The 25,396-nt window shown below is 65.1% G+C and carries 23 protein-coding genes; 9 read left to right on the top strand and 14 right to left on the bottom strand.

Annotation, left to right across the window (positions count from 1 at the left end; genetic code table 11):
• Positions 1–73: 73 nt before the first annotated feature.
• Positions 74–1,066 (top strand): asparaginase, encoded by a 993-nt coding sequence (locus BLT92_RS11765; RefSeq protein ID WP_092105863.1) that lies wholly within the window; start codon positions 74–76, stop codon positions 1,064–1,066.
• A 159-nt stretch (positions 1,067–1,225) separates the two neighbouring features.
• Here BLT92_RS11765 and BLT92_RS11760 read toward each other — a convergent pair whose 3' ends face one another.
• Positions 1,226–2,248: an NADP-dependent oxidoreductase gene (locus tag BLT92_RS11760; RefSeq protein WP_092109226.1), complete on the bottom strand. Its 1,023-nt coding sequence runs from the start codon at positions 2,246–2,248 to the stop codon at positions 1,226–1,228.
• Between the two features lie 105 nt (positions 2,249–2,353).
• Positions 2,354–3,295, bottom strand: a complete 942-nt coding sequence (locus BLT92_RS11755) for a ribonuclease FAU-1 family protein (protein WP_092105861.1) — start codon at positions 3,293–3,295, stop codon at positions 2,354–2,356.
• A gap of 22 nt (positions 3,296–3,317) precedes the next feature.
• On the opposite strand from BLT92_RS11755, the gene BLT92_RS11750 reads away from it, so the two are divergent.
• Positions 3,318–4,265: an amidohydrolase family protein gene (locus tag BLT92_RS11750; protein ID WP_092105859.1), complete on the top strand. Its 948-nt coding sequence runs from the start codon at positions 3,318–3,320 to the stop codon at positions 4,263–4,265.
• A 41-nt stretch (positions 4,266–4,306) separates the two neighbouring features.
• On the opposite strand, the gene BLT92_RS11745 is transcribed toward BLT92_RS11750, so the two are convergent.
• The 6 genes from BLT92_RS11745 to BLT92_RS11720 all read right to left on the bottom strand — a co-directional run bounded on the left by BLT92_RS11745 (position 4,307) and on the right by BLT92_RS11720 (position 11,137).
• Positions 4,307–4,852 (bottom strand): DUF421 domain-containing protein, encoded by a 546-nt coding sequence (locus BLT92_RS11745; protein WP_092105857.1) that lies wholly within the window; start codon positions 4,850–4,852, stop codon positions 4,307–4,309.
• A gap of 99 nt (positions 4,853–4,951) precedes the next feature.
• Positions 4,952–5,719, bottom strand: a complete 768-nt coding sequence (locus BLT92_RS11740; protein ID WP_092105854.1) for an SDR family oxidoreductase — start codon at positions 5,717–5,719, stop codon at positions 4,952–4,954.
• Positions 5,720–5,919: 200 nt separating this feature from the next.
• Positions 5,920–6,906: a DUF4097 family beta strand repeat-containing protein gene (locus BLT92_RS11735; RefSeq protein ID WP_092105852.1), complete on the bottom strand. Its 987-nt coding sequence runs from the start codon at positions 6,904–6,906 to the stop codon at positions 5,920–5,922.
• 1 nt (position 6,907) lies between these two features.
• Entirely contained in the window at positions 6,908–7,552 is a 645-nt protein-coding gene (locus BLT92_RS11730; RefSeq protein ID WP_092105850.1) for a response regulator transcription factor, read from the bottom strand.
• Positions 7,540–9,618: a sensor histidine kinase gene (locus BLT92_RS11725; protein WP_092105848.1), complete on the bottom strand. Its 2,079-nt coding sequence runs from the start codon at positions 9,616–9,618 to the stop codon at positions 7,540–7,542. Before BLT92_RS11725 ends, BLT92_RS11730 begins: the two co-directional genes overlap by 13 nt.
• A 220-nt stretch (positions 9,619–9,838) precedes the next feature.
• Positions 9,839–11,137: a trans-sulfuration enzyme family protein gene (locus BLT92_RS11720; RefSeq protein ID WP_092109222.1), complete on the bottom strand. Its 1,299-nt coding sequence runs from the start codon at positions 11,135–11,137 to the stop codon at positions 9,839–9,841.
• A 233-nt stretch (positions 11,138–11,370) separates the two neighbouring features.
• On the opposite strand from BLT92_RS11720, the gene BLT92_RS11715 reads away from it, so the two are divergent.
• Positions 11,371–11,817 carry an ArsR/SmtB family transcription factor gene (locus BLT92_RS11715; protein ID WP_092105845.1) on the top strand — a complete coding sequence of 149 codons (447 nt, stop codon included), beginning with the start codon at positions 11,371–11,373 and terminating at the stop codon, positions 11,815–11,817.
• A complete protein-coding gene (locus tag BLT92_RS11710) occupies positions 11,814–12,305 on the top strand; it encodes an SRPBCC domain-containing protein (protein WP_092105842.1) in 492 nt (163 codons plus the stop codon). Before BLT92_RS11715 ends, BLT92_RS11710 begins: the two co-directional genes overlap by 4 nt.
• A gap of 233 nt (positions 12,306–12,538) precedes the next feature.
• Here BLT92_RS11710 and BLT92_RS11705 read toward each other — a convergent pair whose 3' ends face one another.
• Positions 12,539–14,137, bottom strand: coding sequence for an acyltransferase family protein (locus tag BLT92_RS11705; RefSeq protein ID WP_092105840.1), 1,599 nt, complete (start codon positions 14,135–14,137; stop codon positions 12,539–12,541).
• A 167-nt stretch (positions 14,138–14,304) separates the two neighbouring features.
• On the opposite strand from BLT92_RS11705, the gene BLT92_RS11700 reads away from it, so the two are divergent.
• Positions 14,305–15,408, top strand: a complete 1,104-nt coding sequence (locus tag BLT92_RS11700; protein WP_231938790.1) for a nitronate monooxygenase — start codon at positions 14,305–14,307, stop codon at positions 15,406–15,408.
• Between the two features lie 37 nt (positions 15,409–15,445).
• Here the strand turns inward: BLT92_RS11700 and BLT92_RS11695 are convergent, their stop codons facing one another.
• Positions 15,446–16,681 (bottom strand): UPF0158 family protein, encoded by a 1,236-nt coding sequence (locus tag BLT92_RS11695; protein ID WP_092109219.1) that lies wholly within the window; start codon positions 16,679–16,681, stop codon positions 15,446–15,448.
• A 201-nt stretch (positions 16,682–16,882) separates the two neighbouring features.
• Complete coding sequence (locus tag BLT92_RS11690) at positions 16,883–17,530, bottom strand: response regulator (RefSeq protein WP_092109216.1); 648 nt, start codon at positions 17,528–17,530, stop codon at positions 16,883–16,885.
• A gap of 332 nt (positions 17,531–17,862) precedes the next feature.
• On the opposite strand from BLT92_RS11690, the gene BLT92_RS11685 reads away from it, so the two are divergent.
• Positions 17,863–18,828 (top strand): DMT family protein, encoded by a 966-nt coding sequence (locus BLT92_RS11685; protein WP_092105836.1) that lies wholly within the window; start codon positions 17,863–17,865, stop codon positions 18,826–18,828.
• Positions 18,825–20,966 carry a sensor histidine kinase gene (locus BLT92_RS11680; RefSeq protein WP_092105834.1) on the top strand — a complete coding sequence of 714 codons (2,142 nt, stop codon included), beginning with the start codon at positions 18,825–18,827 and terminating at the stop codon, positions 20,964–20,966. The genes BLT92_RS11685 and BLT92_RS11680 overlap by 4 nt, the downstream gene beginning before the upstream one ends.
• Before the next feature lie 23 nt (positions 20,967–20,989).
• On the opposite strand, the gene BLT92_RS11675 is transcribed toward BLT92_RS11680, so the two are convergent.
• Positions 20,990–21,349 (bottom strand): hypothetical protein, encoded by a 360-nt coding sequence (locus BLT92_RS11675; RefSeq protein WP_092105831.1) that lies wholly within the window; start codon positions 21,347–21,349, stop codon positions 20,990–20,992.
• A gap of 63 nt (positions 21,350–21,412) precedes the next feature.
• Positions 21,413–22,402: a CPBP family intramembrane glutamic endopeptidase gene (locus tag BLT92_RS11670; protein ID WP_092105829.1), complete on the bottom strand. Its 990-nt coding sequence runs from the start codon at positions 22,400–22,402 to the stop codon at positions 21,413–21,415.
• 108 nt (positions 22,403–22,510) lie between these two features.
• Between BLT92_RS11670 and BLT92_RS11665 the strand changes: the two genes are divergently transcribed.
• Both BLT92_RS11665 and BLT92_RS11660 read left to right on the top strand, forming a co-directional pair.
• Positions 22,511–23,863 carry a sensor histidine kinase gene (locus tag BLT92_RS11665; protein ID WP_092105827.1) on the top strand — a complete coding sequence of 451 codons (1,353 nt, stop codon included), beginning with the start codon at positions 22,511–22,513 and terminating at the stop codon, positions 23,861–23,863.
• Complete coding sequence (locus BLT92_RS11660) at positions 23,860–24,546, top strand: response regulator transcription factor (protein ID WP_092105825.1); 687 nt, start codon at positions 23,860–23,862, stop codon at positions 24,544–24,546. The genes BLT92_RS11665 and BLT92_RS11660 overlap by 4 nt, the downstream gene beginning before the upstream one ends.
• A 55-nt stretch (positions 24,547–24,601) precedes the next feature.
• Here the strand turns inward: BLT92_RS11660 and BLT92_RS11655 are convergent, their stop codons facing one another.
• Complete coding sequence (locus BLT92_RS11655) at positions 24,602–25,363, bottom strand: SDR family NAD(P)-dependent oxidoreductase (protein ID WP_092105823.1); 762 nt, start codon at positions 25,361–25,363, stop codon at positions 24,602–24,604.
• Positions 25,364–25,396: the final 33 nt, after the last annotated feature.

Genomic DNA, 25,396 nt, shown 5'->3' with positions numbered 1-25,396 from the left:
CAGGACGAGCGAATCAGCATCGTCCCATCTCAAACAGCATCGCCCTCACCAGCAGACCGATAGAATCATGCCCATGTCGCTCAACGCTCCCCACCTCCTTGTCGCCGCCCTCGGCGGAACCATCGCCTCGACCTCGAACCAGTCGGGCGGTGTGGCACCCGCCCTAAGCGGAGCCGAGATCGCCGCGGCCGCCGGACTCGACGAGATCTGGCCGGATCTGCAGGCCGACTTCACCCAGGTGTCGCAGGTCTCGAGCGCCAATGTCACCCTCGACATGCTCTTCGACGTCCGCGAACTCGCCCGCATTACCGAGGCCGACGGCATTGTTCTCACCCAGGGCACCGACACCCTCGAGGAGAGCGCCTTCGCCCTCTGGCTGCTCAACGACTCCAGCACCCACATCGCCGCCACCGGAGCCATGCGCAACCCGACGCTGCCCGGCGCCGACGGCCCCGCGAACGTGCGCGCTGCGGCCCTGACCGCACTCTCGCCACTATCGAAGGGTCTGCCGTCGAGCCTGGTCTTCAACGATGAGATCCACGATCCGCGCTTCGTCCGCAAATCGCATGTGACCTCGACCGCGGCGTTTTCCTCGGGTCCCGTCCTCGGTGCGATCGGCTGGCTCAGCGAGGACACCGTCCGTCTCCCCCACGCGCCCAAGGCTGCCGACGCGTCACCGTTCGCGGGCCTCCCGCGCCCGGAGGTTTTGGCCAAGGTCGCCCTCGCCGAGGTGGGGATGGGCGAACCCGAGGAGACACTGACCCAGCTCATCGACTCCGGTTTCGCCGGTGCTGTCATCGCCGGCGTCGGCGGCGGCCACGTCCCCGAGCATCTGGTACCAGCGGTGACCCGCCTCGGCGAAGAAATGCCCGTGGTCCTGGCATCACGGCCGGGCTCGGGCGCGAGTCTGACGAATACTTATGGCTATCCCGGTGGGGAGATCGGGCTGCTCGAATCCGGGCTGATCCCTGCAGGGATCCTCGACGCCCGCAAGGCTCGCATCGTCCTGACCTTGGCCCTGAGCATGAGTCTTGACCCCGCCAAGGTGTTTGCTGCGTTCATGTGAGTGCCGAGGTCACATCCCATGGTCCCTTCGCATAGTGTCTGCTGTCGACGGCCACTTTCCCAAGACGGCAAACAGTCGGCAAGTCCTGGTCGAAGATCATGCTAAATTCGACCAGGACTTGCCGACTGTTTGGTGAAATCTGCAGCGCCGCGAACAGCCTCAGCTCTCAGCGCCGACTGCCACGACCATCTTGCCGAAGTTTCCGCCGGTGAGCAGGTCGTTGAAGTACTCTGGGGCCTTGTCCAAGCCGGGACGGATGTCCTCGCGGTAACGGACCTTGCCTTCCTTGACCCATCCGCTCATGTCGGACAGGAAGTTCTCGTGGTGCTTCTCGACGAATTCGGTCTGGATGAAGCCGCGGATGTTGAGTGACCTCGTGAGAATGTTGCCCATGAGCGCACCCGAACGGTCGGGGCCTTCGGGCAGTTCGGTGAGGTTGTAGTTGGCCACGAGTCCGCAGACGGGCACGCGTGCGTAGGTGTTCAGGCGCGGCAGCACTGCCTTGAACACGTCTCCGCCGACGTTCTCGAAGTAGACGTCGATGCCCTGCGGCACCGATTCTTTGAGTTCGTTCTTGAGGTTGCCGGTCCTGTGGTCGAGCGCCACGTCGAAACCGAGCTCATCCAGGTGGGCGACCTTGTCCGGACCACCGGCGATGCCGACGGCCTTCGCGCCCTTGATCTTGGCGATCTGACCGACAACAGAGCCGACGGGACCGGTGGCGGCGGCGACGGCCACGGTCTCACCGGGCTGCGGGCGGCCGATCTCCAGAAGGCCCGAGTATGCGGTGAAGCCGGGCATTCCGAGAACGCCGAGGGCGGTGCTGATCGGAGCAATCTCCGGGTCGACGCGGCGCAGATGGGAGGCCTTCTCGACGGAGTACTCCTGCCATCCGCCGTAGCCGAGGACTGTGTCGCCGGTGGAGAAGTCAGAGGAATTCGATTCGACAACCTCGGAGACCGTGGCGCCGACCATGACATCGCCGACCTCGACCGGCTTCGCGTAGGACTTGGCATCCGACATCCGTCCGCGCATGTACGGGTCGAGTGAGAGGTACAGCGTGCGCAGCAGCACCTCGCCCTCCCCCGGCGAACCGAGATCGACCTCGTCGAGGAGGTAGTTTTCCGCCGCCGGTGCTCCGACCGGGCGGGAGTTCAGGCGAATCCTGTGGTTGGTCGTCATGGAAATGCTTCCTTTCATCGACGCCGTGTGCTGTCTGCGCACGGTCACTGCATGTCTGTCGTTGAGCGTGAGTCGGTGCATGTCTGCGAACCTGACCGGCGATGCCTAGATCCGGTCCTTGTCGTAGCAACCGCCTCGAACCCGGTGATGTTCCTGCTTTCGAAAAGATTCCGAATCCTGTGTCTCTGCGCCCCCCAGCTCGGCCTTCGATGCCGAAGTGGCCGAACCGGCCGACGTCGCCCCGGCCAACGCCGACCCAGCCGCAGCCGAACCGGCCGTTGCCCCGGCGACGAGTTCGCGTGCCTTCGTCTCCCACTTCGGATCGAATGCCCAGCTGAACTCGCCGAGGTGGTCGAGCAGTTCCGAACCATTGCGCCGGATGATATCCGACCATGCACGAGGCCAGGCGCCGTAGTTGGCCGCGGCGGCGAGTTCATCGACGTCTTTGAATACCGCCCCGTTCGGGTTGAGCAACACATCCCCGCCCGCCCCGCGTCCGGAAGACCGGTGCAGTGGCTCGCGCTCGAGCGGGAACGTGATGTCGAGGATGTGGTCGCTCGTGTAAAGGTCATCATCCGTGCGACGGTGCGTGGCTTCGAGATTGACGTACCAGAGCGTCGAGATCGAACCAGCGCTTCCCTCGCCTTCTGCACCAGGCTTGAGCAGGACCCACACGGAGAACGGCACCCTGGGCGGAACGATCTTGAGCACCCCGAGTCCGTGCCAGCTGCCGGGAACATTGATCCGTCGAGGCGCCTCGGCGAGCGGACGAAAGCGAGCGGTCAGGGGCACTTCGTGAGGATTCGACTCCTCCCAGCCGACGATTCTCGTGTCGCGGGTCTCGGTGCCTCCGGCCAGCCACAGCACCGCACCGTCGGAACCGTCCTCGATGACACGCATCGGGCGACGCACCTCGGCGTGGTCACGGTCGAAGTCGAAACGCCTGAACGACCAGGTCACGGTCTCGCCGGTGGCCCAGAACGGGCCATCACCCACGTGACGTGTGCCGGGCGGGACGTCGATCTCGTACGGATCGGTGAACTCCATGGGGGCAGTCTAAGGTAGTGGCATGGACGACTTCACACTTCCCGATTGCAAGGACGCGAGCTCGGCCGCGACCGCAACGTCGGCCGAACCACCGCGCACCGATGCCGACATCCCGGCCTATCTCGACGCACTGGGCATCCCCGGACTTGCCGACATCCACATCCACTTCCTGCCGCAGAACGTCCTCGACAAGGTGTGGGCCTACTTCGACGCCGCCGAGGCCAGCTACGGCTACCCGTGGCCGATCCACTACCGCTATGACACCGAAACGCGTCTGAACATCGTCCGTGACCTGGGCGTCCGCGCGATACCGGCCCTGACCTACCCGCACAAACCCGGCATGGCGGCTTGGCTGAATGAGTGGAACCGTGAGTTTGCCGCCGCCCACGATGATGTCATCCACTGCGCAACTCTCTACGCCGAGCCGGAATCCGCCGACTACGTGCCCGAGGCGCTGGCGGCCGGCGCCCGATTGTTCAAGGTCCACATCCAGGTGGGCGGCTTTTCCCCCGACGACCACGTGCTCGACCGCGCGTGGGCGGCACTCGCCGAGGCGCAGGTGCCCATCGTCATCCACGCCGGCTCCGAGCCGCTGCCCGGCACCTACACCGGCCCGCAGGCGGTGGCGAAGGTGCTGGAGCGCTTCCCGTCCCTGCAGTTCGTCATCGCCCATATGGGCATGCCCGAATACGACGCCTTCGCCGACCTCGCCGAGAACTACAGCGGAGTCCATCTGGACACGACCATGTACGCGTCCGGATTCTTCTCCTCCCCCGCCGAGGTGGACCCGGTTTACCGTCAACGCTTGGCTGGTCTGCAGGACAAGATCATCCTCGGCTCGGACTTCCCGAACATCCCCTATCCCTATGTGGATCAGATCTCCGGCTTGGCCGGGCTGGGCCTCGGCGACGACTGGATGCGCTCGGTGTTATGGCGCAACGGAGCGCGAGTCCTCGGGCTGGAGAGCTGAGCTCTCACCTCGAGCAGTTCGCGGAATCAGTCTGCGCGGACTCAGTCCTCGTGAGGAATTCTCTCCGCTCCGATGACACCGCGCAGCAGCTCCTCGTCGATCGGCGTCCCTCGCTGGGTCACGCTGATCTGACCAGTGGGCTCGAGGATCACGCAGGCCACCTCGGCACGCTGCCGGATACCGGCCATCCTCAGCTTCGAATACACCTCGGACGCGTCGACATGGGCCCTGGCGAGATTGTCGGTCAGCAGATCGCCGCCGGCCATGAGGACGACGGCTGGGCTGTTGACGATGCCGGCGATGCGGTGGAAGTGACGGGCCTTCCCGGTCAGCGCCTGCAGAACCAGCAGGGTGGCCAGCCCCAGCACACCGGCGAAGAGTGTCGGGGTGTCGCCGAGAATCGCACGACCGATGATTGCGCCGAGGGCGATGATGGCGGCCAGGTCGAAGCTCGAGAGGTTTGCCAGTGTGCGCTGGCCGAAGGCGCGGACAAGGAGGACGATGCCGAGGTAGAACACGATGCAGGAGATGATGATCCTCGCCGCGTCGATGCCGTCGAGTCCGAATTCCATCCAGTTCCAGTCCATATTTCTCCTCCCGACTGGATCTTACAACTTCACGCTTCCGCCTCGGCCACGGGACGGGGCACGCGCCAGTATCCGGAGCGCCAATGGGGTGGGTGGGACTCAGCGGGAGCGGACCCAATCATCGACGGTGACGGCGGAGAGCCTCGGCGAATCGGGAATGAGCCCATTGGCCGACATCGGGCCGGGGATCGGAATGGGAACGATCTTCGGGACACGCTTCGGTCGTGAACCAGCTGTCACAGACGTCCCTGCGTCCGCCTCTGCGATTCTGCCGGCGATCGTCGGGAAGTCGCTGACGTCGGGGCCGGCGACCTCGATGGTGCCGCGTTCTCCAGCGTCGATGGCCTCGGCCATCATCCGCGCAGCTTCGTCTGCGGCCAGTGCCTGGACTCGCATCTTGGGGACGAACGCCACCGGACCTGCGGTGAATGTCATCGATTCAACGAGTTCGAACCACTGAGTCGACCGGAACATCAGCAGCTGATCGGCGGGCACCAGCCGACGATAGACGCGCTCCTGCAGATCTTTGGCCTGGTAGTAGCCGAGCAGCTTGGACTGGGCGACCTCGGGCCGGAACGCGATGGACAGGCACACCATTGCTGCGCCCGGGTTCTCCGCTGCGGCCAGGGCGATCGATCGGGAGCTGCGGGAGAAGAAGTCGAGTGCCTTGTGCCGGTTGTTCGTCATGTAGTTGGCGCAGTCGACGAGGACGTCGCTGCCTTCGGCCGCCTCGGTGACGCCCTCTCCGGCGTAGGTGTCGACACCGATGCCGCGATGGGCGGCGACCACCGAGTGGCCACGTTCACGTAGATGTGTCACGAGTCTGCGGCCGAATGTGCCGGTGGCTCCATAGACGGTGATCTGCATGTCTCATCCCCTGATGTCGGTGGATCGGCGCGTGCTGTGTCGCCGGGCCGGCGGGCGGCTGGTCGACCGGCCGGTCAGCGGGCAGCTGGTCGACCGGCGATCCACAAAAGTCGCTGGTCGGCTTACGGTGCCCGCCGACGGTTGCGCCGACGGGCACCGTGAGCGCCAGTCTAGGCCTGTTGCCTCAGGCTTCTCTGTACCTAGTTCTGCTCAATGGTGATCGTTCCGGTGTCGGCGCTGGCCGAGACTGGGATGATCGTCTTGCCATCGGCGTCCTGCCCCCGATGCGACGACGCATCGTACTTCTTGAGGTCCTTGGCCAGATCCACACTGCCCTGATTCGAGTTCGCGTTGATGCGGTAGAAGAGGTCCTTGGCGTCATCGGCACTGTCGTCGTCAGCCTGGGAGGCGGCAGCCTCGGCGGCCATCTTCTCCTGGGCTAGGTCCAGACGCGGCAGACGGATGTCGATCGTGCCTTCGTCGGCCTTGGCGACGATGCCGGACATCGGCACCATGTCGTTGGAGAAGTCGAGGTCGATCGTGCCTGTCGAGGTCACGGCGTCGACATGGTCACGAACGTTGAGGTTCGCTGCATCGATGGTGCCGACGTCGGTCTTGGATTCGATGGTGCCGAAGGTTCCGCTCAACTCCGTCATGCCGTAGTCCGTCGAGGTCTGCAGAGTCTCTGCCGAACCGCTGACCTCAACAGATCCGCCGTCTGTCTTGGCAACGATCTCCTGGTAGTCACCCGCAATGTTGATGGCACCGAAGCCACCGTTGAAGTCAAGCTTCATCTTCTCCGAGGTTGCTGCTGGGAGGATGACCTCGATCCGCGAGTTCTCGAGGTGTCGGTGCTCGTCGACGGACACGGTCGAGGCGTTGCCGGACTCCCTCACCTGCAACTTCGGCGCCTCGTCCTTCGGCCCGGTGGCGTTGAGCCTGACCGATGGCTCATCGGTGTCGGCAGTCTTGACGACGAGCGAGGCACTGGTGTCGAGGACGAAGTTCAGGTCTGTGACCGAGGCCGGCAGCGGCTTCGTGACCTCGAGTTTCGTGTAGTTCAGACGTGAGGCTCCGTGAGCGACGCTGAAGGCGATGGGAATGAGGAGGACGACGAGAGCGGCGATCGTGATGATGACACGCATGCTCGTGCGGGTGGATTCGCTGACGTGAACTGTGGCAGGCATTCTATGCTCCGAGGAATGTGAGGACGGCGAGGATGCGTCGGTTGTCCGAGGTGTCGGCGGTGAGGCCGAACTTGGTGAAGACCGAACTGATGTGTTTCTCAACTGCTCCGGCGCTGAGGTAGAGGATGCGGGCGATTGCGGCATTCGATTTGCCTTCGGCCATGAGTTGGAGGACTTCGAGTTCGCGCGGACTCAAGGTTGAGAGCCCGTCCTTCTTGCGTGTGCGCACCAGGATCTGGGAGACGACTTCAGGGTCTAAGACGGTGCCGCCGGAGGCGACCTCGTCGACGGCCGCGAGGAAGTCCTCCACATCCGCGACGCGGTCCTTGAGCAGGTACCCGAAGCCACCTGTGTTCTCCGCGATGAGTTCGGATGCGTACTGCTCCTCCACGTATTGGCTGAACACGAGCACCTTGACGTCGGGGTTCTGTTTGCGGATGAGCACGGCGGCGCGGATGCCTTCGTCGGTGAACGTCGGCGGCATGCGCACGTCGATGATGGCGAGGTCCGGCGGAGTGTTGTGGACTGTCGCGAGGAGCTCGCTGGCGTCGGGTACCGCGGCGATCACCTCGTGCCCGGCATCGACCAGAAGCCTCTCGAGTCCGGCTCGCAAGATGGCAGAGTCTTCGGCAATTACGATGCGCATGGCACCTCCACAACGACAGTAGTTGGCCCGCCTGCGGGGCTGGTCAGGTTCAGTGTCCCACGAGCGGCTTCGACGCGATCGACCAAACCGGCGATTCCGGTGTGACGACCCGAGCGGTCGATGCGCGCCCCGCCCTGACCGTTGTCGGTGATGACGATCTGGACTCCGGTCTCGATCGGAGCGACGAAGACTCGGGCATGCGTGGCGCCCGAATGCTTGGCGATGTTCGTCAGACATTCCGCGACGACGAAGTAGGCCACCGTCTCGGCCTCGCGATCGATGCGTCCGGCCAGGCGGACATCGACCTCGACGGGGATCGTCGAGCGCCCGGCCAGAGCAGAGACGGCGGCGTCGAGTCCGCGGTCGGTGAGCACTGCGGGATGGATTCCGCGTGCCAATTGGCGGAGTTCGTTGACGATTCCCTTCGCCTCGGCGTGGGCCTCGGAGACGAGCTCCTTGGCGCGCTCGGGGTCGCTGTCGATCTTCGACTTCGCCATGCCCAAGGTCATGCTCATCGCGACGAGGCGGGGCTGGGCTCCGTCGTGGAGGTCGCGTTCGATGCGCTGGCGTTCTGCGCCGGCGGCTTCGATCCCGGCCATGCGGGCCCGATCGAGTTCGGTGACCTCGGCCTGCAGCGCCGCGGTCCGCGCTGGTGGGAGGAGGCTGCGGTCCAGGGCTCGGTCGAGGTAAGGGGCGAACCACAGGATCGCCACGGAGCTGGCGAGGATAATGAGGGAGCCGATGGCGACGCCGACGCGCCCCAGCCCGCCGGTGGGTCCGGCGAGGAAGTACGTGGCGATGCCTTCAGGGTTGATGGCACTGAAGATGCCGATGATTGCGCTGCAGATGCCGGCGATGGTGCCGACGACGATGATTGCACCGAGCAGCATCTTCACGTAGTGGTGAGCCGTCGAGCGCCAGAAGGAGCCGGACTTCACGTGCAGCCAGCGGTTATGGAAGAAGCGAGCGAAACCTGAATCGCGAATGCTGCGCTCGATCCTCGGAACCGGAATCCGGTCGCCGTAGATGAGTTCAGCGCGGTAGCGTTCGAACACGTTCGCGCCCTGCTGGACGACGACCCACACGATGAGAGCAAGCACGCCGAGGCCGAGCGCGAAGATTCCGCCGATGCCGGTGAACAGCAGGCCGAGCGGAATCCAGGCCCAGATCACTGCCATGACGGCAGAGAGCACGAGGTTCGCGACGCCGACGATTCCGGCTCGCCTGCGTGGCCATTCGATCGGGCCGTCCGCGGGGATCTCGGTCGCTTCGTCGCGCGTGAGGGGCATTGCCCCTGTCACGGGTGCGTAGGTGACGTTCTCCGACTTCGGCTTCTTCCGCCGAGGTGGCTGCATCGTCTGCATCGGGCGATTCGGCATCTGCCCGCTGGGTCCGGGCGCAGGCTGCTGGCCGGGATGTTGGTTGGTGTGCTGGTTGGAGTAGGTGCGCGGCTGGTAGCCGGGCTGCTGAGGATTCCCAGAGTGTGGAGGATTGCCGGGGCCATAGGGCTGGGGGTGCTGGGGTGGGTACGCCTGAGTGGGCTGCTGAGGGGGCGCCTGCCGCGAGGGGACCTGCTGCTGGGGAGCCTGTTGCGAGGGGGTCTGCTGCGAGGGCACCGGCTGTGGGTGAACCTGCTGCGAGACTCCCTGCGGGGAGTTCGCATTCATTGCGCGGGTTTGAGGGTAGGGCCGCGTGTGCTGCTGCGCCGAAAAGTCCGTCGCTGGCGACTGCGGAGACTGAGCCGACCCGTACTGCTGGCCGGCGCCGGGGGCGCTGCCGGGGCTTGCGCTGGGGTTGGGGCTGAAGGGAAGGTCCATATCCATCGGTGCCGTCCGGAACTGACCGGCTTCAGTTGCCATAGGCGTGCCTGCGGACTCCTCGGTCGCGCCAGTGCCCGACGCTTCGGAGACCTCTGCGGTCGGTGGTGCGTTGACGATCGCCTCGGCACCGATGGACTTTTCCTCACCTGGCGTCTGCGACTCCGGAGAATCGGGGCTCTGCGACTCCGGAGAATCGGCGTCCTGCGGCTCCGATTCCTGCGGGTTCTTCGGGGTGTTCTCACTCATAGCAAATACGCTACGGGAGTCAACGAGCCGCCAACAGCACGTTGACCGCCGACCCTGCATCGGGTTTTCCCCCATCACCGGTGACCGAGCGCACGTTTTACACCACTGCCGCACCGTTACGCGCTATGCCGACCTTCGCACCACACACCGTCAGCAACGAGTCCTACCCGCGCTTCCACACGTCACCGTTAGCACGGCGCTCGGCACCGTCGGTCACTATTCACACCTTTGCAACAGGGTGCTTAGGAGCTGCCGGTGAGGGGTCCGCAACTGGAGTCTGCACGCCCGCGACCGTAGTCTCCGCGCCCGATGTCTCCACATCCGAACTCACGCGGTCCGGAGTCTGCACCGTCGCGGCGAGCGCGGAATCGAGGTCGGCGAGGATGTCGGCGATGTCCTCGATACCCAGGGACAAGCGAATGAATGTCGGTGAGACGCTGGACTCGCAGTCTGCGACTGCCAGATGGGTCATGGTCGCCGGATGGTCGATGAGGGACTCGACCCCGCCAAGCGATTCAGCCAGTGCGATGAGCTCCGTGCTCTGAACCAGCGACAGGGCGCGCGCCTCGGTGTCGGTGCGAAACGACACGACTCCCCCGAACCCGCTCATCTGCTTCTTCGCAACCTCATGACCAGGGTGGGAGGGCAGTCCCGGGTAGTACACCTCGGCGATCTCGGGGCGGCCTTCCAGCCATTCGGCCACGGCCTGCGCGTTCTCACAGTGCTTGGCCATCCGCACCGGCAGGGTCTTGATGCCACGGCGGGTCAGCCACGCGTCGAATGGGGCAATGCCCAGCCCCACGGATGCGAGGTGGGACTCGAGACGCTCGACAACCTCGGCGGCACGGGGACAGGTAGTGCCGCCACCGGCGAGGACCGCACCGCCGATGACATCGGAATGGCCGTTGATGAACTTCGTCGTCGAATGGATGACGACGTCCGCGCCGAGCTCGATCGGCCGCTGGAGGATGGGCGTGGCGAAGGTGGAGTCCACGGCGAGGATCGCGTTGTTGGCATGGGCCAGCTTGGCCGTCTCCGCAATGTCGACGATGTCGAGCCCGGGGTTGCTCGGGGTCTCGACCCACACGATCGCGGTCTTCTCCGAGATCGCGGCCGCCAGCGCCTCGGCGTCGGTGAGGTCGACGGTGCGGACGCCCACACCCCAGCGCACGTATTCGTTGACGAGCAGTCGGTAGGTGCCGCCGTAGATGTCGCGGGGAATGATGACCTCATCGCCGGGACGCAGAAGTGCGGAGAAGACAGCGACCTCCGCCGAGGTGCCAGAGTTCACCGCCGCGGCAAAGCTCGCGTTCTCCAATTCGCACAGCACCTGTTCGAGATCACTGCGGTTCGGTGTGCCGGTGCGCGCGTAGTCGAAGCCGGCGCGGGTCTGGCCGGGAGTGTCCATCATGAAGGTCGAAGTCTGGAAGATCGGGGCGACGACGGAACCGGTGTGCGATTCGGGGGTGGCGCCCGAATGCACCGAGCGGGTCGAGATTCCGTTCTGGGTGATGCTCATGGCGGGTCCTTCCTTGACTGATGACACTTCGACTTCGCTGCCGAAGTACCACCAGTGTGTTGGTCTCGGGCGCGGCTGGGCATCGTCGACGACCTGGGGTGTCACCGACTGTCATGCGCCTGTCTTCCGGCGTCACTTTTCGTCACGTGAGAGCGGTGGCGATGATGCCTCCGGACACAGATATACGCGAAGACACCTGTTCTTCTGTGCCGATTGGTGAAATACTTAGCTTCATGGCTAAGTATTCGGATCAGCTCGATGCGGTACTCACCGCACTTGCCGATCCCACACGACGCGCTGTGGTCCATCGTCTGGGCCGCGGATCGGCGAGCGTCGGAGAATTGGCGGAGCCGCTGTCGATCTCGCTCCCATCCTTCATGAAGCATGTGCGCACCCTGGAATCATGCGGACTGATCCGGACCCAGAAGACCGGTCGGGTGCGCACCTGCGTACTCAATCGCGACCGCCTGGACCTGCTCCACGATTGGCTCGCCGAGCAGAGACGCATCTGGGAGGCCAGCACAGATCGCCTCGAACGGTTCGTCACCGATGGCACTGTCGCTGACAGCACTGACGCTGACGACACCGCCCGAGACGACGAGATTGCACACGGCGCTGCCGCTGGCAACGGTGGCAACGGTGGCAACGGTGGCAACATTCACAGTAGGGAAGAATCATGACCGCACATCTCGCTCGTACCCGACATTTCGACTCCGCTCTCGACCTCACGATCCAGAGAGTGATCCAGGCACCCAAGGAAACAATCTGGTCAGCCTGGACGGAGCCCGACAAACTGGCGCAATGGTGGATACCTGCACCGCTGACGCTTCGCGTCGATGCCCTTGAACTCCATCCCGGTGGTGCCTTCGTCACTCACATGAGCGAGGATGGCGAATCTTTCTCACCACATGTCGACGCGGTTTTCCTCGTCGTCGAGGACAACAGCCGCCTGGTGTTCACCAACGCGGTCAACAGTTCCTGGCACCCGGCTTTTCCCGACCCCGTCTCCATGACCACCGAGATCATCCTCACCGATCATGAGGATGGCACCGATTATCAGGCCGTCGTCCGCCATGGCAGCCCGAAACAGCGCGCCCGTCACGAGGAGCTGGGCTTCTTCGACGGCTGGGGCACAGTCACCGAACAGCTGGCGAAGTCGGTGGAGTGACGCAGCCGACTCCGGCGTGCGCTCCGGTTCGGACCGGCTGGGGTCCCAGTTGTGCCGGCTGGGGCCCAGTCACTGCGGCTCGAACCTGCTGGGGCCCAGCAGTTGTGCCCGTTGGGAAACGGTTGGGCCCAGTTGGGGATCGATCGAAGTTGCATAGCCCCTCTTCAAAACGGGGCTATGCAACTTCGATCGGTCTGCTTCGCCTCGGCACCTCCCCATGACGCCGGCCGCCCTCAAGCGCTCAGCGACTCGGGCACCGCAGCCGGCTCCGGCACCGCAGCCGACTCGGGCACCCGTGCCTTCAACCCGGCGGCAAGCACCAGGGAAGACATGAGTGCCGCAACAGAGACGAGTGCCCAGAACAGTGGGGCAATGCCGACGAGAAGTGCGATCGCAATGCCGCTCATCGCCGAAGTGACGGCAATGATGGCACGGCCGGCCGGGCTCGACAGGTGCTCACCCAGCTGCTGCACTCCCGACCCGACGCGGGTCTCACCTGCGGGGCGACTTTCCCGGTGCCCGGCGATCTCACCGACGATCTCACGGGCGACTCGGCCAACTGCCTGCCAGGCCCGTGCCAGTCTTTCCTCGCCGGGGAACGGAACCTTCGACATTGCCATGGCCGACGCTCCGGCCAACACCATCACCGTGAGCAGCCAGGACAGTCGCGTCAGCCACCACCACGCCGATTCGATCTCGGGCAGCAGGATGCCTGCCGCTGGCACGCCGTCTCCGAATGATGCCCCGGCCACCAGATTCGCGCCAAAACCGAGGATCCCGATGAGGGTGATGACGATGGGCATGTGCCACAGGTAGACCTGGATGCCGTAGGTGTTGCCCCAGGTGATGACGCGCTGCCAGATGCGGGCACGGTATTCGCGTGCACGCTCCGTACCCGCTCGCCGGCCGGAGACGATTTCGTTGAGACGCGCGTGGCTCAGGCGCAGGATGCACATCTGCGCCACTCCCAGCAGCACCAATGCACCTGTCGGCGGGTTGAGATTGACGAGCATGTTCGGGCTGTAGACCCCGACTCCGACGAGCACTCCGAGCGCCACCAGGGCGAGAACCATCGTCGTCCACGCGAACCCGACCCGCACAGGACGATGAATGGCATCGGCATAGAAGAAGCCGCACTGCTGAATCAGGGGCCAGACGAACAGGAAGTTGAGATAGCCCAGCCCAGTCACCCCCGTGAGTGCGACTACGGCGTCCACGGCGATGACGGCACCGGCGAGCACTGCGATCGACCGCCTCGGCGCTCTTTCGTGGAAGTGCACCGCCAACGGCACCAGTGATGTCAGTCCGACGTCGACGGCGAGGAACCACAGGGGTTGGCCGATTCGCGTGCTTGCTTCTGCAAGCAGGCCGGTGGGCACTCCTATTTCCGAGGCGATGGACAGGCCGACGCCGGCAACGCCGATGAGCACGGCGACCGGGATGACGAGGCGTCGCAGACGAGCGCGAATGTAGTCGGCCCAGGTCCCTCCGGTGGCCTGGGTGCGCCGCCAGCCGTTGATGGCGGCATATCCGCCGATGAAGAAGAACAGCGGCATGATCTGGTAGAGCCATGAGGCGACTGTGAAACCGACGGTTCCGGAGAGCGCCACGGTCGGCACCACTTCCCCGTCGGCCCCGAGGACCGCCCCACTCATCAGGGAATGCAGAATCACCACGACGACGAGGCAGCCGAACCGGATGAGGTCGATAGCACCGTCGCGGTGGGGAAGGTTGACGGCGGCCCGGTTCGCGGAGCGTCCGGAGGCTTCGGGCGCCGAAGGCACCTCGGGCACCCCAGGTGCTTCGGAACTCCCAGCGAAGGTAAGTGACATGATGACTCCTTGAACGGTTCAGCGGTGTGCGACTGAACCGAAGCTACGAGCGCGGTTGTCCTCGGCACATCACCTCCGAGTCTCGATCTGAGCGCCCTCAAGCACTACTTCCGAGTGAACCGCGCCTGCCCCACCCCGGACCGCCACCCCCTCGACGGGGTGCAAGAATGGCAACGAGAGCATCACCCGATCAGGAATCCAGCGAACCGGGAAGTCCGAGCAAGGAGCACGAAACGATGACGACGATCGCCTTCGAGACAACCGACCTGCCCATCATCGGCGCACCGATGGCCGGAGGAACCACCACACCCGAGCTCACCGCCGCGGTCGCCCGAGCCGGCGGATTCCCCTTCGTGGCCGGCGGTTACCTCACCGCCGAGGCACTCGCCCCGCTCGTCACACGCATGCGGGAGACGATCGAGACTTTCGGCGTCAATCTCTTCGCTCCGAACCCGGTGCCCATCGATCGCGGTGCCTTCGACGCCTTCGCCTCGGCGCTCGAGCCTGTCGCGGCCGATCGCGGGGTCGGCGTCGACCCCGAACCCGTCGAGGACGACGATCACTACGACGAAAAGGTCGACTTCCTCATCGACAATCCTGTGCCCCTGGTGTCGATGACGTTCAACATCCCCACCGCCGAGGTGGTCGATCGTCTCCATTCCGTCGGCACCCAGGTCGTGGCCACCGTGACGACCGCCGCCGAGGCTCGCACCGCCGCCGAGCGCGAAGTCGACGCTCTCATCGTGCAGGGTCCTCGGGCTGGTGGGCACTCGGGCACGGCCGATCCGACGCGATCGATCGACGATCGTGCCACCGTCGATCTCGTTCGCGATGTCCTCGCCGAGGTGGATCTGCCGCTGGCTGCAGGAGGCGGGGTCGACGGCGTGGACGCCGTGGACGAGCTGTTGCAGGCCGGGGCGAGCGCTGTTGTCGTCGGAACTCTTCTGCTGCTGTCCGATGAGGCAGGGACTGCAGCCACTCATCGCGCCGCACTGCAGTCCGAGGACTTCAATGAGACACAGCTGACCAGGGCATTCACAGGTCGGCCCGCTCGCGCACTGGTCAACGACTTCGTGCGCAAGTTCGATCCGATCGCGGTCGACGCCTACCCGGCGGTCCATCATCTGACGAAGACGTTTCGCGCCCATGCGAAGAAGAACGGTGATCCGCAGGGTCTGCACCTGTGGGCCGGCACCGGCTATCGCAGCGCCCGGACAGGCTCAGCAGAGACGATCGTCAAGGAGCTCGGCGGACGGTTCTCTCGCAGCTGACCGCGCCGTAGGCCTCGCACGCGGGCACCAGCATGACTCAGATGACGCTGATGTCGTTCTGCGCGAGAAGTACGCGTGCCCGCCCGAACTTCCGGTCTTCGGAGAACAACCGCCACCTGTCGAGGAGGTCGTGGTCGTCGACGAACGACTTGAATCGCCGAAACGCACCCTTGCCCTCGATGACGTTCTGTCCGCGTTCACGCAGCGCGGGCTCCCGCAATCTGTCGATGAAAGCGCTCATGTCCTCCCATGCCTCCCGCGTCTCGGATCGGGCGAAGCCCAACCACCTGTCCGGGTCGTTCTCGAGGTCGATGTCGTCACCGGAGTCCCCATACTCCACCGCAGCTGCGTCGACGACGTCACCGGTCTCAAGGTCGATATATCCTCCGGTCGATTCGTCGATCATTCCTTCGTGGACGGCCGAGAGCATCTCAACGTCGATGTCCAGGTCCAGGCCGGGACTCGGTTCCCTCCGCAGCATGGCGAGCAGCGCCTCGGCGAGTTCGCTGTCACCGGGGAACGCACGGAACGTCAATCGGTTGACCATGGACAGGGCAATCGGCTCGGCCCGCTCCCGCCGCTGTTCGAGTGCCATGGACACTCCCGCGCCGAGCTGCTGCAGGGCCTCGTCGATGGTGCTGCCGGAGATCGCTGAGAGGAGCCGATCGGCGTCCTTGCTCGCCGTGGCCGCTCTGACCACGGCATCGTCGACGAGAGGGATCTCGACGGTGTTCGGCCAATCACCGCGCACCATCGGATGCGGTTCTGGCGGTTCGTGCGGTGGCGCTGCTGATCCGTCGTCGTCGGCCCAGCGTCTGCCGTACTGGTCGGGCATCGAGCCCCATCCCCAATAGGCGAGTGGCTTGGCGGGTTTGATGCCGAGGACCTCAAGCGGATCCACCTTTGTCCGGTCCACGGTGCAATGGTGGGTCCAATCGTCGCCGAGATCGAAGGTGAATTTGAATTCGTCACCGGCTTTCACGGTCCGCGCCACTTTCACTCGCGCGAAGTCGAGAACCTCCTGGATGGGTCCGAATGCTGTGTTGCCCAGTTCCGGGCCGTTGAACCCATCTGTCAGCATGCGGCCGTCGCTCAGGGTGAATACCGAGAGGTGAGAATGGTCCCACCGGGCGAAGGCCACGTTGATGGCTTCAGCCAGGTCCTCGAACGTGTGTGATGGTCCGACGGCGAACGTTCGCCCGGGCCAGGGCCACAGCTCGGTTCCACCGCCTCCGAGCAACTCGACATTGATGGACAGCCATGTTTTCGCCATGGATCGAGTATGGCAGTTTGCCGTTCGGGCGGGAAGCTGCTCGGGCAGGAAGTGTCCGCGCGCGGCTTCGGTGGTCGTTTTGGTCGGATCGGACAATGATTCTTCAGCCCAAAACGACCACCTAAGAAGGCTTCGAGCGTGGCTGCGGCACTCGGGCACTCGGGCGCTCGGAAATTCGGCGCTCGGGCACTCGCGACTGCTTCACCCTCCGGCGACGACCAGTCCGGATTCATAGGCTGCGACGACGATCTGGGTGCGATCGCGCAGCCCCAGCTTCGACAGGATCCGGGAGACGTGGGTCTTCACGGTCTGCTCGGCCAGGAACAGCTGCTTGGCCACCTCGGCGTTGGCATGGCCTTTGGCCACCAGCGACATGACGTCGATCTCACGGTCGGTCAACTGCCCGAGGACCGCGGTGTCCTTGGCCACCTTCGGACCGCTGACGTACTCCGAGATGAGACGTCGGGTCACCGACGGTGCCAGCAGCGACTGCCCCTCGGCGACCACACGCACAGCCGTGATCATGTCCTCGGCCGTGGCATCCTTGAGCAGGAAGCCGCTGGCCCCGGCGCGCAGCGCGGAGAACACGTACTCATCGGCGTCGAAGGTGGTGAGCATGATGACCTTCGGGTGGTCCCCCGGCATCGAGAAGATGGCACGGGTGGCGTCCAGCCCGTTGAGCCTCGGCATCCGGATGTCCATGAGGATGACGTCCGGCGCGGTCCGCCGCACGAGGTCGACGACCTGCGAACCGTCCTCGGCACTGCCGACGACACTCATGTCCGGCTGTGCATCGAGGAGGGCGCCGAATCCCTGTCGGACCATGGCCTGGTCGTCGACGATGGCCACACGGGTCGTCTCGGCCGACGGCGGCGGCACCCCGTCGCTCGCGATCGATCCCGGAGTGGGACTCGGCGTCGCCCCCGGAGTGGACCCCGATCCCGGAGTGGGACTCGGAGTGGACCCCGCCCCCGATGCTCCCGAACTCGCCCCTGGTGCTCCTGAAACTGGCATGGTCTCACGCTACCCGACCGGCACCGTCGGCGGCCCTGACAACCGTGACAACTCGGCGATCACATCCTCGCCGGCATCGATTTCATCCGAAAGTACCACTCCCCCGTCCGCACAATCACTCCTTCGTATGATGCGCCCCATGACACCGTGTCCTTAGCGTGCACACCATGATCATCACCGCGATAATCCTCGCCCCTCTCGCAGCCTTCTGCCTGGCGCTCGGCACGCACTTCCAGCAGTACGCCGTGGCCACCATGGCACCCGGACCCAAACGCCGAGCCACATGGATCACGGGCCTGGGCCTGATGGGCATGGTCACCGTCCTCAACGTCATCGCTCTGGGACTCGGCCCCGTCGCCATCGTCCAGCCCATCGGCGCGATCTCCCTCGTCTTCGCCGCCCTCATCAGCCGCCGGTTCTTCGGTCTGGCGCTGGGTGCCCCACTGCTCATCAGCATCGGGGTGACGATGTTCGGAATCTTCGCCTTCGTGACCACCTCGGCGCAGTTCTCCCACGAACTCGTCGCCACCCAGGAATCGGTGACCTGGATGCTGGCTATCCTCGTCGCGCTCACCGTCTTCGGCACACTCTTCGCCTTCAGCACCGCCGGGCACATCCCACGCGTTGTCATGACCGGCATCATCTTCGGCACGGTCGCGGCCGCCACCCATGTGCTCGCCCGCACGGTCGTCGCAGGCGGACTGCCCGGATTCGACCTCCTGGGCGCGCGGTGGTGGATGGTGCTCGCCGCGGTGGGGCTGGCCTCGGCGGTGGGATTCTGGCTGGTCCAGACCGCCTACGCCTGCGGACCTGCTGAGACGGTCCTCGCGGGACTGACCGTCATCGACCCGATCGTGGCAGTGGTGATCGGTGCCGCCTTCTTCGGCGAGTACACGGGCCTCACCCCCATGGCCATCGGTCTGCTTCTGGCTGCCGCGGCCGGAGGAATCGGCGGGGTCTGGATGCTCTCACAGTTCCATCCCCGCGTCCTCGACGCGAAGACCCCACACGACCGTCCGTCACCAACGGCAGCACCCGCGTTCAATGACTCACCCGTCCCGTCGGAATCCTCCACGCACGCCATGTCGAGCGCCCGAACACTCACCCGAAAAGAACAAGGTACCCGATCATGAACCAGATCTTCGACTCCCCGCACATCGATACGCACCTCGATGCGCATTCCGACGCGCATTCCGATGCGTCCCCGCGGCCGAACACGTACCCTGAGAGCGTGCCCCGTCCCGCAGAATCCCTGACGCAGCCGCACCCTCACCAGGCCCCGGATCCCACCCGGTCGTGGTGGTCGCGGATGTGGCACAACATGGGCCGCGACAGCGTCCTTGTCGTGCCCGGATTCTTCATCTCCCTCATCGGGTTCGTCGTGCTCATCACGCTGTTCTCGGTCTCGATCGCGACCTTCGTCATCTGGATCGGCGCGCTGCTCCTGCCGCTGACGCTCTTCGTGGCGACCGGATTCGCGAACGTGTCCCGGGCCCGTGCCCGGCAGTGGGGCGTCCCCATCGCCGAGGTTGTCCATCGTTCCCGTGCACGCGGATTCCGCGGGTGGATCGGTGCCATGGCCGAGGGGCGGCGCTGGCTCGACCTGCTCTTCGAAGCCGTCTTCGCCCTGCCGATTCGGCTCGTCGCATTCTCCGTGTCCGTGCCCTGGTTCCTCGGTGCGCTGGGCGGGCTGACCTACTTCTTCTGGGGGCGGTTCCTGCCCGAGGGCAACACCGAACTCATCGAGCTCATCGTCGCGGCCTCAAACGACACCTCGCTGGTGAATCTGGAATTCGGCACCATTGCGACCGTCCAGTTCATCACGGGCCTCGTCCTTCTTCTCAGCTTCCCCTTCGTCCTCCACGCCATGGCCCGGTTGGAGATCGCGGCGATCACGGCAGGGCTGGCGCCCGGTCACGAGGGGGCCACCTCGGCGGGAAAAGCACGAGCCGGTGACGAATCGGGCCGCGATCCGGACGGGGCGGAATCCGTCGCGAACCCGGTTACCGAAACCATGCTGACGCGAGCCGGCGGCGAGGGCTGGTTCTGGTTGCTCAGCATCTTCGTCGGCGTGGTGCTCGTGTCCGTCGGATGGCCCGTGACGGCGACGCTCTACGATTCCTCGACGGTCCTCGCGATGCTCGTCGTCCTCGCTCAGAGCGCAGCTCTGGTGCTGGCCGTGCGCCAACCGGTCCTCGCAATCATCGTCGGAGTGGCCTCCGCTGCGGCTGGAATCATCCTCACCGCGGGCACGTCAGGACTGGTGTGGCCGTGGACGGTGACGTCGATCCTGGCGCTGGTCTTCCTCCACCTCATCGTCGGACTGCGGCACAGTTGGCTCCACCTCGTCCTCCTGTGGTCGCTGTCCACGGTGGTGGGCGGGCTCAGCCTGGCTCTGCCCCACGCAGGAGGCCTGTCCGGGGCAATGGCCAATGCCATTACGACCGCTTCGCTCACCGCCGGAGTCTCGGCCATTGCGGTGGTCGGGAATCTGTGGATTCGCGGCCGCACCCAGTTGGCCACCGAACGCCGGCTCAGCGCCGAGCAGCTGGCCAAGCGCCAGGAGCTCGAGGAGCGCAATCGGATCGCGCAGGAGCTCCACGACGTCGTCGCCCACAGCATGTCCGTCATCAGCGTTCAAGCCACCACGGCCCGCTATCGGTTGCCCGAGCTCGACCATCGCAGCGTCGACGAGTTCGATTCGATCGCAGGCTCGGCCCGGCAAGCGCTGAATGAGATGCGCGGTCTCCTGGCGATTCTGCGCGGTGGCCGCGATGCCGATCTGGCCCCACAGCCGATGGTCGATGACATTCCGGACCTGGTCGAGGCCACTCGCAGTTCGGGCGCCGAGGTTGAGCTCGAGTTCCCAACTGATGCATACGACATCAACCCGACGTCCGGCCTGACCGCGTTCCGCCTCGTCCAGGAAGCTCTGTCCAACGCCCTTCGCCACTCCCCCGGAGCTCCGGTGCGCGTGTCCGTTGGCACCGATGGCGCGCAGCTGTCGATCGGCGTCGTCAACGGTATTCCGGATGCGACCGACGCAGAGGTGGGCCGTCCCAATTCGAGTCGGCCCAACTCGGTCCAACCCGACGAGGGTCACCCCGACGTGGGGCGCTCCGCTACCGGCCAATCGGTTGCCGGCCACCTCGGCGGAGGATTCGGTCTCAAGGGAATGCGCGAGAGGGTCGAGGCACTCGACGGGACGCTGCAGGTGGGTCCGACTGCCGAGGGCGGATTCGAAGTGCTCGCGACGCTGCCGGCGAACTGAGCCACTCGATCTGCTTGAGCTGACTACTGTCGGGAGCCACCGCTGCCTGGTCGGGAGCCACCGCTGTTCAAACTGAACTGCCTCGGCAGACGGGTGTCGACGAATGCTGCCACGAAGGCACCCACGAGGAGCAGGACGAGCATTGCGATCATTCCCGCGAATTGCCTGATCACCGGAGTCGTGAAGGCGAACAGATCTGGTCGAACGGCGTAGACCACGACGCAGATCAGCCCAAGGGCACCGAAGACGTTCAGGGTCGTTGACCCCGGGGAACGTCGACGCGGTCCGGTGCACTGACTCGCGCAGTCATCCGAAGCGCCGAACTCCTTATCAGGTTCCAGCCCGGTGGTTTCGACCGTTTCCCCGTACGTGCTCAAGGACATCGAGAACCTGCGCTTCCTCGCAGCCGCGCTTGCGCAGACTCTGGGCCAGGTCGTTGTAGTAGCTCACAGTTGGTTCGCCTGACTGTAGGTTCGTGTAGTTGTCATGGTGGGGGCTGCGCCCTCCTCGACGGCTTCTTCGAGATCATCGGCTTCTCGGGGATCGGCGGCTTCTCCGAGATCATCGCGGCGTTGCCGACGGCGGGTGTCGAAGACGACCAGGCCGGCGAAGGCAACCGGGGCACTGATCGAGATGACGGTCTCGATCGCCGGCCCGCTTGTCGCATTCAGATCGGCACCGGAGAGGGCCCCGAGCCCCAGCGCGAAGAGATTGTTGACGATGTGGAAGGCCATGCCGGCCTCCAAACCCTCCGTGTACAGGGTGAGGACGCCGACGATGACCGCGAAGATGCCGACGTCGATGAGGCCGGGCAGATCGTAGAGGTGGCCGTAGACGAAGAACGGCACCGGGATGAGGACGACCCACGCCGGATGCTTCAACCAGCTGCCGATGATGTTCATGGCCAGACCGCGGAAGACGACCTCCTCGGCAGCGGCCTGGAACGGCACGAGAACGATCACGGCGATGAGCATCGTGAGAACGTGCCGATTCCACTGCACACCGGCGGTCAGATCGCCCATTGATCCGGGCGAGACGACGATCATCACCGTCGCTGCGATCACCCACACCGGCAAAGCCAGCAGCACGAAGCGACCGAGGCGACCCCAGCGCAGGCCTCGGCCGATTGAGATCATCGACCAGAACCACCGGCGGTAGACGATGCGCGTCGCGAACTCCACGGCCGGCCACATGAGGATGACACTGGCCAACCCGTTCACCATCCCGGAGACGGTATTGAAATCAATCATCGACTCGGCCCAAGCATCGAAGTCGCCGCCACCGCCGACGGCAATCAGGCCCCAGATGAGAAAGCCCGTGAACTGGACGATCAGGCCCACCCCGTAGAACACGGCGGCGAGAGCAACGAGGAGAAGCGGGCTGAACCATCTGTGGCCCGGCTGTGATCGGAACTGACGAATATAGTGTGGTGTCATGCCTTCAGCCTTTCGCGCCGACGGGCTTCGCGCGGTCAACCATCGGCGGCAATGATTTCATCCTTTCGGGCGACAACACCGGCCGACCGTCACCGGTAACCTCGAGTTGTGACTCCTCACCCCGTCCGCCGCAATCTCATGCATGCCCTCCTTTGGACGGGCATCTCCCTGGCAATCGGCGCGGTGTTTGTGGTCATCGGTGTCAGCGCCGAATGGCCCTACCTCGAAGATGCGGGCGATCGAGCCGGGGCGCTCGGCGCCGAGCTGCTCCTCCATATCGTCTTCGGCATCATCGCCCTGGCCTGCCTGCCGGTCGTCCTCTGCTTCGACGGCAGGAGAATTCCCCGCAGATCGCTGCGACCCAAGGTGCTCGCCGCCGAGAAGTTCCGCGAGTTCCTGACGACGAGCGGACGCGGAGGCGAGGAGTTCCTCGCCGCTGACGGGTCCGTCGAATCCCTGCAGCGTCGACCCGGCGGATGGATTCCGGTCACCGTCGGGATCCTCGGCATCCTCGTCGGCACGATCAGCCTCCTCGGCGCCTTCGCCTCTTCATTCATCCTCATCACACTGTCAGCCAGACGCAGCTGGTCACTCGACTTCGTCTGTCTCGCCGCGGCTGTGCTCTCGCAGAGTATGGCCTATACGCTGACGCCGAACGCGGTCGGACAGTTCGAACTGCCTCTCTTCCTGGTCAACGGCACCGTCTTCGCAATGCTCGTGGTCATCGGCGTCATCCGTGGTGCACGCGAGCAGGGACTCATCGACTCCGCCGCGCAGACTCTGCTGCGCGAACGTTCCCGTCAGGATCGGGCAGTCGCCGAGGTGCGCCGTGGCATCGCCCGCGACATGCACGACTCGCTCTCGCACCATCTCAGTGTCATCGCCATGTACTCCGGTGCCCTGTCGGTGCGCCGGGACCTCGATCCCGAATCCGTGCATGAGAGCGCGCGCCTCATCGCTGCCAGCGCCCGGCGTTCGGGAATCGAACTGCGCGAGGTGCTCACGATGTTGCGCGGAGACGACCAATACACCGTGGTCGATCCCGACCTGGAACGCCTCATCGCCGATCGTTCAGACACTGTGGAACTGGACTGCAGGGAACCGCTCACCGCCGAGCTGCTGCATTCTGTCGGCGCGCTCGAGCGGACGACGATCTACCGCTTCGCGCAGGAGGCGATCACGAATGCCGTCAAGCACGCGCCCGGTCAGAAGCTGCTGATCACGCTGTCGTGGATTGCCGAGCAGGAGAGCGTCGAAATGATCGCACGCAACGCCCATACTTCTGACGCTCCCACCGCTGCTGAAGTGCGGGAACAGGCGATCGCCGGGTCCGGATTGGGTCTGCTCGGTCTCAAGGAGAGAATGGAGGCCATGGGCGGATTCCTCAGCGTGACCCGGGATCCCGACTTCGAACTGCGGGCTCGGATCCCGGTGCCGAACCTGAAAGAGGAGATCGCATGAGCATCAGAGCCATCATCGCCGATGACGAATCCCTGATGCGTTCGGGACTGCGCCTCCTCCTCGGCGCGGCCGATGACATCGAGATCATCGCCGAGGCGGCCCATGGTGCCGAGGCAATCGACCTGGCCCGTGAGCTGGGTCCCGATCTCATCCTCATGGACATCCGCATGCCCGTCATGAATGGGCTCGAGGCGACCCGGACTCTCATGGCTCAGGCCTCTCACCCCGAGGTTCTCATTCTCACCGCTTTCGGCACCGATGAGTTCGTCTACCAGGCGCTGCGCTCGGGCGCGGCCGGCTACATCCTCAAGGACACTCCCCCGGACGAACTCATCCACGCGGTGAGGGCAGCGGCGAACGGCACCCGGACCCTGTCGCCGAGTGCTGTCGAGTCCCTGCTGGGACGAGGCACCACCTCGGCGACGGGACTGGCCGGTGGTGGGGACGGAGGCGCAGGGCCTCTCGGGGCCGGGAATCCGCACACTCCCGATCCGCTGGAACCGCTGACGGCGCGGGAACGGGAGATCGCCGAGGCGGTCGCTCAGGGGATGACGAACGCGCAGGTGGCGCGGTCACTGTTCGTCTCCACCGCGACGGTGAAGACACACCTGGCGCGCATCTTCTACAAGCTCGACGTCAGCACCCGCGTCCAGTTGGCCCTGCTCGTCAACGAGAGGCGCTGAGCGACAGCGCCCGGCACTGAGCGACGGGCGCCGAACGACCGGCGCTGAGTTCAGATCATTTCGGAGCCATGCGGATCGCGCCGTCGAGGCGGATGGTCTCACCGTTGAGCATCGGGTTGGCCACGATCGATTCGACGAGTTGCGCGTACTCCGTTGCCTTGCCCAACCGGGAGGGGTGGGGGATCGACTTCGCCAGGGACTCCTGCGCTTCCTCGGGCAGGCCGGCCATCATCGGGGTCTCGAAGATGCCCGGCGCGATCGTCACGACACGAATCTGTGAGGCGGCCAGCTCGCGTGCCATCGGCAGGGTCACCGAGGCGATGGCGCCCTTCGACGCGGAGTAGGCGATCTGTCCGATCTGTCCGTCGAAGGCCGCGACCGAGGCGGTGTTGACGATGACGCCGCGCTCTTCACCATCGGCTTCCTGAGCCTGCATCGCAGCAGCGGCCAGACGGCACACGTTGACGGTGCCGACGACGTTGATATTGAGCACCTGCGAGAAGGCGTCCAGGGCCAGCGGTCCCTTGCGCGAGACGAGCTTGCCGGGAGTCGCGACTCCCGCGCAGTTGACGACGACGCGCAGCTGCCCGAGACCGGTTGCCGTGTCGACGGCGGCCTGGACCTGGTCCTCGTTCGTGACGTCGGCGGTGACGAAGTGGGCGCTCTCGCCCAGTTCGGCCGCCACCTGCTGGCCCACCTCGGCGTTGAGATCGACCATGACGACATGGGCGCCGGCGGCCAGGAGCCGTTCCGTGGTGGCGCGGCCGAGCCCGGAGGCGCCGCCGGTGACGAGTGCGACTGTGTTGTTGAGATCCATAAGTGTCCTTCGCATCACTGAGTGAACGTTTGA

The sequence above is a fragment of the Brevibacterium picturae genome (assembly GCF_900105045.1).
Taxonomy (GTDB): domain Bacteria; phylum Actinomycetota; class Actinomycetes; order Actinomycetales; family Brevibacteriaceae; genus Brevibacterium; species Brevibacterium picturae.
The sequence above is the reverse complement of the archived record's forward strand: the minus strand, read 5'-3'. Positions and strand labels throughout refer to the sequence as shown.